Below are 11,154 nucleotides of genomic sequence, written 5' to 3'. Positions count from 1 at the left end.
GCGGGGGGGTGGGGGTGGCCGGTGACGAGGGCCTGCTCGGAGCGCAAATAGAGGTCGGCGGGCGGGCTGGAGCGGGAGCGGGCGGCGAGCAGCGCGGCGACGGTGTCCCGGCCGGTGGTCATCTCGGCGGGCAGTTCGTCGTTGGCGAGGCCGGTGTGGCGGCGCAGTTCCTCGGCGACGAGGGCGACGAGGGCGCGGTGCCCGAGGGGTCGCCAGCCGTGCGCGTCCCGTACCTCGGGGTCGGCGGGGCGGCGTCCGCCGCGCACCCGCAGCAGACGTCCCGTGCCCGGCAGCCGGTACACGTCCCGGCCCTGGTCGTGGCCGTGCGGTTCGGCCACTTCGCGCAGCAGGCAGTTCAGCAGCGGGGCGACGGCGTGCCGGTCGGCGTGCAGGGCCGGATCTCCCGGAGGGACGGACCCCGACTCGCGGTCGGCACACCGGGCCGGATCGCCCGGCGAGACGGACGCCGGGTCGCGGGCGGCGGTCGGGCCCGTGGTACCGGCCTCGTCGTGGGCCGGGGTGTCGTCGGCGGGGGCCTCGTGCTTCAGGTCAACGCGTTCCATGCGTTCCCTACGGTCATGTCGGGCGGGGACGATCAGTATCGCCGTGTTTCGCCCGTCCTGACCCTCAACTCCGAGCCTGGGAGCCCGCCCGTGCACCGACCCACCGCCGAGGACGACGTCGCCGCCGACCTGGCCGCCGTACGGCCCGCTCTGCTGCCGCGGTTCACCGCGGAACTGCCAGGGGCGCGGTCGGCCGTGCTGACCCGGCTGTGGCGGGCGTTCGCGTACGAGCCGCTGCCCTGGATACGGCGCCGGGAAGCGGCTCGGGACGGGCTCACGCTGTGGCTGGCCGATGGTCGCCGGCTGCACGGCCCGCCCTCGGACCCGTACGCCACCGGCGACCGGGTCACGGCGGTGGAGCTGGACGGGGTGCCGTACACACGTCCGGAGCTGCTGACGGCCGCGCTCGGCGTGCCGCACGCCACCGGTCTCGCCGCCGAACTGGGGCACAGCACCGCCTCGTTGGCGCTGTCGCGGGCCGGGCAGGAGCCGCCGGGTGACGCATGGCCGGAACCGGACCGGGAGTGGGAGTGGGAGCAGCGAGTGGTGGACGGGCATCCGTACCACCCCAACTGCCGTTCCCGGCCCGGCTTCTCGGTGGCGGAGCAGTTGGCGTACGGCCCGGAGCACCGGCCGGTGGTGCGGCTCGGCCTGCTGCCGGTGCCGGCCTCGGAGTGCCTGGTGTCGGGTGCGTGGCCGGGTGAACTCGGGGACGGGGAGCGGTTGTTGCTGCCGGTGCATCCGTGGCAGGCGGCGCATGTGCTGAAGCGGGGCGGTGAGCCGGTGCTCGCGGCGCATCCGCTGATGGCTCTGCGCACGCTCGCGCTGCCCGGCGGCGGACCGCAGGTGAAGACGGCGCTGAGCACGCGGCTGACGTCGTCGGTGCGGGACATGTCGGTGGGCTCGGTGCGCGCGGCGGCGGCCCTGTCGGCGTTCGCCGAGGAGATGGCGGCCCGCACGGGCGGGCTGCTGCGGGTGACGCGCACCCTGGGCGCGGTCACCGCCGGTTCGCCCGATCTGGCGGCGCTGCTGCGGGAGTCGCCGCGGGTGCACGCGGGGCCGGGCGAGCGGGTGGTGCCGGTGGCGGCGCTGCCCGGCACGGGTCTGCCCGCCTCCCCGGCGTGGCTGGCGGCGTTCACGCGCCTGGCGCTCGGGGTGGGGCTGCGGCTGCTGGAGCTGGGCGTGGCGCTGGAGGCGCACGGACAGAACCTGCTGGTGGTGCTCTCACCGGAAGGCGAGCCGCTGCGGCTGGTCTACCGGGACCTCGCCGACATACGGGTGGGCCCGGCGCGGCTGGCCCGGCACGGCATCCCGCTGCCGCGGCTGCCGGAACGGATCCTCACCGACGACGTGACCGCCCTGCGCCGCAAGCTGTTCGGTTCGCTGGTGGCGGGGGCGCTGGCGGCGACGGCCGGTTCGGGCCCGGCGCTGGCGCAGGCGCTGGCGGCGGCCGTGCCCGAGCTGCCGGACTCCCCCGACCTGGCGGCGCTGCGCGAGGAGCCGGTGCCGGCCAAGGCGCTGACCTCGATGCGGCTGACGCCTGGGCACGCCGGGGACCTGTGGACCGTACTGCCGCGGCCGTCGGAGGTGTGAGCGGAAGGCCGGTACGGATCGGCGACTCCAAGCGGCCCGGCGGCCGACGAGGCGTCACATCACGGTGGACGCGGGCCGGTCGGCGGGGACCCCCGCTTTGAAGCGGAACCCGCACGGTCAATAAGATCCGCCGATGATCAGAAGACAACGGCTGGCGGCCGGGCTCGGTGCCCTGCTCGCCGCGCTGGCGGCCGGGCTCGCGTTCCCGGCCGCGGCGGTCGCCGACGAGACCACCGCCCTGGCCCCGAAGGTCGATCTCGTGATCGACGTCAGCGGTTCGATGCGGGCGAAGGACATGGACGGCCAGTCGCGGATGTCCGCGGCGAAACAGGCCTTCAACGAGGTGCTGGACGCGACGCCGGAGGAGGTGCAGCTCGGAATCCGCACCCTGGGCGCCACCTACCCCGGCGACGACCGGAAGACCGGCTGCAAGGACACCGCGCAGCTGTACCCTGTGGGCCCGCTGAACCGCGCCGAGGCGAAGGCGGCGGTGGCCACGCTCACCCCGACCGGCTGGACGCCGATCGGCCCGGCGCTGCTGAAGGCCGCCGACGACCTGGAGGGCGGCGAGGGTTCCAAGCGGATCGTGCTGATCAGCGACGGCGAGGACACCTGCGCGCCGCTCGATCCGTGCGAGGTGGCCCGCGAGATCGCCGCGAAGGGCATCGGCCTGACCATCGACACGCTGGGCCTGGTGCCCAACGCGAAGATGCGGCTCCAGCTCAGCTGTATCGCCGAGGCGACCGGCGGCACATACACGTCCGTGGAGCACACCGACGAACTCACCGACCGTGTCAACCAGTTGGTGGACCGCGCGGCCGACCCGGTGGTGACGCCGGTCGCCGTGGAGGGCGCGAGCGAGTGCGCGAAGGCACCCGCGCTGAAGTCCGGTCTGTACACGGACCGTGAGGAGTTCGGGCAGGAGCGCTGGTACCGGGTGGACGTGAAGCCCGGTCAGGAGCTGCGTGCCGCCGTGAGCGTGGCCGCGGACCGCGCGGTCAGCCCCGACTACGGGGTGCTGCTGCGGGCGGTGACGGTGCACGGCCGGGAGATCGTCCGCGGTGAGGCCGCGGGCACGGGCCGTACGGACGTGATCTCGACGGGTCTGCGCTATCCGAAGGCGGAGAGCGACGACGAGGACGCGCCCGCCGAGACGGTGTGCCTCCAGGTCACGCACTCCTTCGCTGGGGCTGCCGGGGTGAAGGCCACGCCGGGTCTGCCGCTGGAGCTGACCGTGGACGTGGTGGACGGCCCCTCCGACGCGGGTGACGTGGCGTCCTTCGGGCTGGGCCGCGGCTGGTGGCTGCTGGGCGCGCTGATCGTGGCCGGTTTCCTCGGCGGTCTGGTGTGGGGCTGGCTGTCGCGCTGGCGTGTCGCGGTGTGGAGGACCAACTGATGCGTATCACCCGTGTGTTGAGCATGGCGCTGATCGCCCTCGGCCTTGCCGCGGGCCCGGCGGCGGCCGACTCCTCCCCGTCCGCGAGCCCGTCCGGGGACAGCGGCGCGCCCACCGAGGCGGGCACGTCGTTCCGTACGGCGACGGAGATCGAGCAGGGGCAGACGGCGACCGCGAGCGGCTCGACCGGTGACTACCTGTACTGGTCGTTCCCCGCGGACACCGGGCAGCGGCCCACCGTGAAGGCGACGGTGAAGCTGCCGAAGGCGCCGTCGGCGGGCCAGAAGTGGCAGATCGACGTGTACGACGGGCTGCGCCGCCGGCAGGCCTGCCAGTACGGCGCGCAGACCCGCACCGCTGCGGCGGGCGCGTCCTCGGTGGAGCTGTCCTGCACGCTGCGGACCGTGCGGTCCTGGTCGGAGCCGTGGGCAGACGACCCGCTGCCGGGCACGTACTACCTGCGGCTGACGGTGCTGAACCTGGCCCAGGACGATCTGGGTCTGCCGGTCGGCGCCGAGGTCCGTGTCGACTCCAAGGACATCGGCGGCAAGGCGGCGGTGGACGGCTCGCTGGCGAAGCCGCTCGTGCCGGGCATCGCCGTGACCGACCCCGGTGAGGACGACGACAAGCCGGGCAAGGCGGTGCTGTCGGCGATCGACCCGGACGACGGCTGGTCGTCCGGGTGGTGGACCGACCGCTGGGTGTGGACCGGCCTGGGCGGTGTGCTCGCCGCGCTCGCCGGTATCGGCGGGTACGCGCTGACGCGCGGCTCGGGCCGCCCCTCCCGGGTGCCGCCGGGCGCCTGACGGACCGACGGCTGTGGCTCGCCCCGCATGTGCGGGGCGGGCCGTTGTCGTGCGGGGGAGGTTTCCCGGCGTACGAGCGCGGGTGCCGGAGCGGGTGCCGTACGACCGCGGATGCCGGAGCGGATGCCGTACGACCGCGGATGCCGGAGCGGATGCCGTACGACCGCGGATGCCGGAGCGGATGCCGTACGACCGCGGATGCCGGAGCGGGTGCCGTACGAGCGCGAATGCCGAAGCGGATGCCGTACGAGCGCGGGTGCGCTGCGCCGGCGGATGCCGTACGACCGCGGGTGCCCTGCGCCGGCGGGTGCCCCACCGCCCGGAGCGGGTCAGGCGTCCCGGAGTTCCTTCGCCAGGGCTCCCTCCCCGGACACCTCCACCCGGCCCGCGCGCACCGCGTCCTCCAGGCCCAGCTCGCCCTGGGCGAGCGCGGAGACGGTGGCCGTGTCCGTCGACAGACGGGCGTCGGGTTCCCCGGGCGCGGGCCCGTCGCCGTAGACCGGGGTGTCCGCGGCACCCGCGTACAGGTGGAAGTCGCCCTCCTCCAACCGTACTTCGACCAGTCCCGTCCGGCCGTCGAGGGCGCGCAGCAGGGGCAGCGCGAACCAGTGGGCGCGTACGGCGTCGGTCGGCCGCGGCTCGCCCAACTCGGCCTGCCCCCACGCGCCGAGGGCCTGGAGCACCGGCAGCAGGGCGGTTCCGCGCGGGGTGAGTTCGTACACGTAGGCGGCGCCCGGCGGGGGCAGCCGGCGGCGGGTGGCGATGCCGTCGCGTTCCATGTCCTTCAGCCGGGAGGCCAGCACGTCCGTGCTGACGCCGGGCAGGTCCGCGTGCAGATCGGTGTAGCGGCGCGGCCCGGCGAGCAGTTCACGGACGATCAGCAGGGTCCAGCGGTCGCCGACGGCGTCGAGGGCGCGAGCGGCGGGACAGTACTGGTCGTAGCTTCGGCGAGGTGGCATGGCCCGCAGTCTAGACATCTTGTTGGACTTTCCAAGCACACACTTGGTAAAACCAAGTAACACCAGATACCGGAGGGGCCCATGGAGTTCCGGCAGTCCAACAAGCTGAGCGAGGTCTGTTACGAGATCCGGGGACCGGTGATCGAGCACGCCAACGCGCTGGAGGAGGCGGGCCACAGCGTGCTGCGCCTGAACACCGGCAACCCCGCCGCGTTCGGTTTCGAGGCGCCGGAGGAGATCCTCCAGGACATGATCCGGATGCTGCCGCAGGCGCACGGCTACACCGACTCGCGCGGCATCCTCTCCGCCCGCCGCGCGGTCGCCCAGCGCTACCAGACGCTCGGACTGGACGTGGACGTGGACGACGTCTATCTCGGCAACGGGGTCTCCGAGCTGGTGTCGATGGCCGTGCAGGCGCTGGTGGAGGACGGCGACGAGATCCTGATCCCGGCGCCTGACTTCCCGCTGTGGACGGCCGTGACCACCCTCGCCGGCGGCAAGGCGGTCCACTACCTGTGCGACGAGCAGGCCGACTGGAACCCGGACCTCGCCGACATGGAGTCGAAGATCACCGACCGGACCAAGGCCGTCGTGATCATCAACCCGAACAACCCGACCGGCGCGGTCTATCCGAAGGAGGTCGTCGAAGGCATCCTCGACCTGGCCCGCAGGCACGGCCTGATGGTGTTCGCCGACGAGATCTACGACCAGATCCTCTACGACGACGCCGTGCACCACTCGGCCGCCGCGCTCGCCCCCGACCTGGTCGTCCTCACCTTCTGCGGACTGTCCAAGACCTACCGGGTGGCGGGCTTCCGCTCCGGCTGGCTCGTCGTGACCGGTCCCAAGCAGCACGCGAAGGACTATCTGGAGGGCCTGACCATGCTGGCGTCCATGCGCCTGTGCGCCAACGCGCCCGCCCAGTACGCCATCCAGGCCGCACTGGGCGGCCGGCAGTCCATCGGCGACCTGACCCGGCCGGGCGGCAGACTGTACGAACAGCGGACGGTGGCGTGGGAGAAGCTGAACGAGATCCCCGGTGTGACATGCGTGAAGCCGAAGGGCGCGCTGTACGCGTTCCCCCGGCTCGACCCCAAGGTGCACAAGATCCACGACGACGAGAAGTTCGTCCTGGACCTGCTGCTCCGGGAGAAGATCCAGGTCGTCCAGGGCACCGGCTTCAACTGGCCCTCCCCCGACCACTTCCGCATCCTCACCCTGCCGCACGCCGACGATCTGGAGGCCGCCATCGGGCGGATCGGACGGTTCCTCGCGGGGTACCGGCAGTAGAGCACCGAGGGGGCACCGGGCGGTCCCCCCTTCGGGCGGCGGACCGGGGCCCCGGTCGACGGACGACCGGGGGCCCCGCCGCTCACGCGGCCGACTCCAGGCCCGTACCGCCCGCACCCGCCGCGTCGAGGTCGGTCATCTCCAGCCGCAGCGCGGCGACCGTGGAGCGGAGCTGCTCCGGCGTGTGCGCGGCGGTGACGAAGAACCGCAGCCGCGCCAGCTCCTCGGGGACCGCCGGGTGCAGGATCGGGTTGACGCTGATGCCCCGCCGGAACATCCCCTGCGCGAGCCGCAGCGTCCGCGCCGAGTCGCCGACGACGCACGGCACGACCGGAGTGCCGCCGCTGCCCCCCGGTGTCCACGCCGGCCCGCCGCGCGAGGCGCAGGAACAGCTCCGCGTTCTCCCGCAGCCGTACCAGCCGCCTCGGCTCCTCCCTCAGCAGCCGCAGCGCCGCGAGCGCGGCGGCCGTGTCGGCGGGGGTCATGCCCGTGCTGTAGACGAAACCGGGCGCGGTGTAGCGCAGCCAGTCGACGACGGCACGGCTCGCGGCGGCGTAACCGCCGCAGCCGGCCAGCGCCTTGGACAGGGTGCCCATCCACACATCGACGTCCGCCCGCTCGACACCGCAGTGCTCGCCGACGCCGCGCCCGTTCTCGCCGAGCACGCCGATGCTGTGCGCCTCGTCGACCATCAGCAGCGCGCCGTGCCTGCGCTTGACGGCGACGAGGGCGGGCAGGTCGGCGATGTCGCCGTCCATGCTGTACACGCCCTCGACGACGATCAGCACCCGGCGGTAGCGGTCGCGGACCCGGCCCAGCAGTGCGTCCAGGGCGGCGGCGTCGTCGTGCGGGAACGGCCGCCGGGTCGCTCCGGAGAGACGGCAGCCCTGAAGGATGCTGTCGTGCGCGAGGGCGTCGTACACGATCAGGTCCTCGGGGCCGACGAGATGCCCGATCACGGTGACGTTGGTGGCGTGCCCGCTGGTCAGGGTGAGCGCGTCCTCCGTGCCGAGGTGGCGGGCGAGTTCCCGCTCCAGCTCCAGGTGGAGCGGGCGGCTCCCGGACAGCAGCCGGCTCGCGGAGGCGGAGGTGCCGTACCGTTCGACGGCCTCTTGTGCGGCGGCCCTCACCTTCGGGTGCGTGGCCAGACCGAGGTAGTTGAACCCGGAGAAGGAGATCAGCTCACGGCCGTCGACGACGGTCCGGTCCGTGAGGCCGCTGTCGTGGACCATCAAGTACGGGTTCGGCAAGCGGAGTTCGTCGAGGAGGGCCTTGCGGGCGCGGTGGGCGGCGACCTCCGGGAAGTCGTCGACCCTCAGGTGCTCCACGGCGGGCGGGGCGCTCCTCTCGTACAGGGCGGCCGGGGCGGGCGACGGCACGGGCGGTTCGGGTGCGCGCCGGTCGTCGGTGGCCGTGGCGGGGGCCGGGCCGGTCGCGCTCGCGGCGTCCGGTGGGACGAGCGCGGTCACCTCGGCGACGGTCGGCCGGGCGGACCGCTCGTCGACGGTGAGCGTCGGCCAGCGGCGCTTCAGCGCGGTGAACAGGTCGGTCAGCATCAGCGAATCGAAGCCGAGGTCGTCGACCAGGCTGTGGTCGGCACGCACATGGTCCGGCGGGAAAGCGCCGACCCGGGCGATCTCCTCACGGACGACCCGGGCGACCGGGTCGGTGCACTCGGAGGGAGCTGCGGGTTCGGCGCGTACGGCCGACGCATCGAGATCGGGCCGTACGGCTTGTACGGCGGGTACGGCACGTTCGGCGCCGTCGGCCGGAGCGCCGCCCGGCGGGGGCTCGGCTCCCGTGCCGGTGACCACGCCGCACAGCGTCTCGGCGATCCGGTGCAGCAGGGTCGTCTGCCGATGGAGGACGTCCAGCAGTTCCCGCACGGGGATCTTGCTGGGCTCGGGATCGGGGACAGGAGCAGAGTCGGGCTCAGGGGCAAGGTCAGGGGCAAGGTCCGGGACGGCCCGGGGCGCGGGCAGGGCCGGAGCGGCCGGGGCGGAGGCCGGGGCAGGCGCCGGGGCGGGCGTCGTCGGCGCCTCCCGGCGTGTCCAGCACGGCCGGGCGTCCAGCCGGGCGGGCGGCAGGTCGAGGACGCGGCGGTCGGCCTCCTCGACCAGCGCGCGCGGGTCGACGGGAACGCCGAGCACGGCCAGCCGGGCGAGCGCACGGGGCAGGCCGGGCGGGTCGTCCGGCGCCGGGCCGTCGACGGGGACGACGTGGACGCCGTCGTGGCCGTCGAGGGTGCGGCGTACGGACGTCAGGAGCGAGCCGCCCCCGGACACCTGGAGGAAGATCCGCGCCCCGGCGTCGTGCGCGGCGCGGACCGCGTCGGCGAAGCGGACCGGCGAGGACGCGTGCCGGGCCCACAGCGCGCGCAGCTCCTCCGGGTCGGAGCACGGCGCTCCGCTCACCGCCGACACGAACGGCAGGCGGGGCGCGGTCAGCGACCGCCCGGCGAGGTCGGTGCGCATCGCCTCGTCGGCACCGGCCAGACGGGGCGTGTGGAAGGCGTTGGACACCATCAGCGGCAGGGTCGCCACGCCGGCCTCGGCGCAGACCCGGCGCAGCGCGTCGAGCCCTTCCCGGCCGCCGCTGACCACGGTCTGGAGGGGCTGGTTGAAGCAGGCGGGCCACACGTCGGCCAGGCCGTCCAGCAGCCGTCGGCAGGTGTCCTCGTCGGCCTGTACGGCGAGCATGCCGCCGTACAGGCCGGCCTCGGCGTCCCGCAGTGCCCTGCCGCGGTGGGCGAGCAGCCGTACGGTCTCCTCCGCGTCCAGGAACCCGGCGGTCGTCGCTGCGGCGAACTCGCCGACGCTGTGCCCGAGGAGAATGCCGGGCCGTACCCCGCAGCCGGCGAGCACGCGGTCGGCGGCGATCTGGAGGGCGCCGAGGACGGGCTGGCACACCTCGGTCGGGGTGAGCCGTTCCGGGTCGCCGACGCCGTACACCAGGTCGGTCACGTCCCGCCCGGCGGCGGCGCCGAGCACCTCCAGGGTGCGCCGGAAGGCGGGGAAACGGTCGTACAGGTCGTGCAGCATGCCCGGCCGCTGGCTGCCCTGCCCGGGGTGGACGAAGGCGATACGGCGGGCGTGCGGCGGCAGCGGTTCGTCGGCGGCCCAGGCGTCGTCGCCGAGGTCTCCGCGCTCACCGTCGGCGAGCTGGCGGCGGGCCCGGCGGAGCCGTTCGGTGAGGGCGGCCGGGTCGGTGGCGACGACGGCGAGTCTGCTGGGCAGCGGGGCCCGTCCGCCGAGGGTGTGGGCGAGGCGCAGCCCGGCGGCGTCCAGTTCGAGCCGCGGGTGCGGGACGGTGTGCGGCTGGGGCACGACCGTGCGGTGGTGCACGACCAGCGCGGTCTTGATGAGGCCGGCGATGCCCGCGGCGGCCAGCGCGTGTCCGATCAGTGCCTTGCCCGAGGACAGCCAGCAGGGGGCGGGGTGCTCGCCGCGCAGAAGGCGCAGCGCCTCGATCTCGACGCGGTCGCCGACGGTGGTGCCGGTGCCGTGGGCCTCCAGGAAGCCGACCGAGCCGGGCGGCAGGCCCGCGTCGGCGTACGCGCGGCGCATCGCTCTGAGCTGGCCTTCCGGGGTGGGGGTGAGCGGGCCGGGGCCGGCGCCGTCGTTGGCGGCGCCGGTGCCCTTGATCACGGCGTAGATCCGGTCGCCGGCGGAGAGCGCGTCGGCGAGGCGGCGCAGGACGAGCGCTCCTGCGCCCTCCCCGAGGACGAAACCGTCGGCCCGCTCGTCGAACGGGCGGCACACTCCCTCGGCGGAGAGCGCTCCGAGGCGGGAGAAGCCGATGAGGCTGTCGGGGGTGAGGCTGATGTGGGCGCCGCCGACGACGGCCGTGGAGCAGGCGCCGGCGCGCAGCTGGTGCACGGCCTGGTCGAGGGCGATGAGGGAGCCGGAGCAGGCGGCGTCGACGGCGAAGCTGGGTCCGCCGAGGTCGAAGTGGCGGCTGATCGCGGCCGGGGCCATGTTGAGCAGGCTGCCCGGCAGGGTGAAGGCGTTCAGGGGGCCGGTCCGCCGTTCGATGTGCGCGCGCAGAGCCCGCGCCAAGGCGGGATCGCGGGCGGTGTCGGTGTCGTCGAGCAGTTCGAGGGCGCGGATGCGCGCGGTCATGAGGTCCTTGTGGTCGGAGACCGACAGGGCGACGAAGACGCCGGTGGTCTCCCGGTCGAAGCCCCCGTCCGAGGCCGGCGTCGTCGAGGGCTTCGCGGGCGACGTCGAGCATCAGCCGGTGCTGCGGGTCCATGGCCTCCGCGCGGCGCGGCGGCAGCCCGTAGTGCAGGGCGGCGAACCGGTCGACGCCGTCGAGGAAGGCGACCCGGTCGGTGTAGGCGGCGTCGGGGGCGGACCGGTCGCCGGGGGCGTGGAAGGGGCGGTGGTCCCACCGTTCCCCGGGTACGGCGGTGAACTGCCGTTCGGCGCCGAGGAGGAGCCGCCAGTAGGCGTGGTGGTCGGGGGCGCCGGGGAAGCGGCAGCCGATGCCGGTGACGGCGATGTCGCGGGCGGGGTCGGTGAGGTGCATGGCGGGTGTTCTCCAAC

Annotated in this window: 5 protein-coding genes and 3 pseudogenes; 4 read left to right on the top strand and 4 right to left on the bottom strand. The window is 74.4% G+C overall.

Translation table 11 applies throughout. From position 1 onward, the window contains the following. Positions 1-563: pseudogene (locus tag MTQ10_RS21245) on the bottom strand (hypothetical protein); the annotation flags it as partial. Between the two features lie 90 nt (positions 564-653). On the opposite strand from MTQ10_RS21245, the gene MTQ10_RS21240 reads away from it, so the two are divergent. The 3 genes from MTQ10_RS21240 (at position 654) to MTQ10_RS21230 (ending at position 4,358) form a co-directional block, all read left to right on the top strand. Continuing rightward, complete coding sequence (locus tag MTQ10_RS21240; protein WP_247470676.1) at positions 654-2,156, top strand: IucA/IucC family protein; 1,503 nt, start codon at positions 654-656, stop codon at positions 2,154-2,156. 133 nt (positions 2,157-2,289) lie between these two features. Then, positions 2,290-3,552, top strand: a complete 1,263-nt coding sequence (locus tag MTQ10_RS21235; RefSeq protein ID WP_247470670.1) for a VWA domain-containing protein — start codon at positions 2,290-2,292, stop codon at positions 3,550-3,552. Continuing rightward, a complete protein-coding gene (locus MTQ10_RS21230; RefSeq protein WP_247470667.1) occupies positions 3,552-4,358 on the top strand; it encodes a hypothetical protein in 807 nt (268 codons plus the stop codon). Before MTQ10_RS21235 ends, MTQ10_RS21230 begins: the two co-directional genes overlap by 1 nt. A gap of 329 nt (positions 4,359-4,687) precedes the next feature. Here MTQ10_RS21230 and MTQ10_RS21225 read toward each other — a convergent pair whose 3' ends face one another. Further along, a complete protein-coding gene (locus MTQ10_RS21225) occupies positions 4,688-5,317 on the bottom strand; it encodes a winged helix-turn-helix transcriptional regulator (protein ID WP_247470664.1) in 630 nt (209 codons plus the stop codon). A gap of 81 nt (positions 5,318-5,398) precedes the next feature. On the opposite strand from MTQ10_RS21225, the gene MTQ10_RS21220 reads away from it, so the two are divergent. Beyond that, complete coding sequence (locus MTQ10_RS21220) at positions 5,399-6,607, top strand: pyridoxal phosphate-dependent aminotransferase (RefSeq protein WP_247470661.1); 1,209 nt, start codon at positions 5,399-5,401, stop codon at positions 6,605-6,607. 437 nt (positions 6,608-7,044) lie between these two features. On the opposite strand, the pseudogene MTQ10_RS21215 reads toward MTQ10_RS21220, so the two are convergent. Beyond that, positions 7,045-10,728 (bottom strand): annotated as a pseudogene (locus MTQ10_RS21215) (aminotransferase class I/II-fold pyridoxal phosphate-dependent enzyme); the annotation flags it as partial. Between the two features lie 127 nt (positions 10,729-10,855). Further along, a pseudogene (locus MTQ10_RS31335) lies at positions 10,856-11,137 on the bottom strand (beta-ketoacyl synthase N-terminal-like domain-containing protein); the annotation flags it as partial. Positions 11,138-11,154 lie beyond the last annotated feature (17 nt).

It is taken from the genome of Streptomyces sp. XM83C (assembly GCF_023072675.1).
Taxonomy (GTDB): Bacteria; Actinomycetota; Actinomycetes; order Streptomycetales; family Streptomycetaceae; genus Streptomyces; species Streptomyces thermocoprophilus.
The sequence above is the reverse complement of the archived record's forward strand: the minus strand, read 5'-3'. Positions and strand labels throughout refer to the sequence as shown.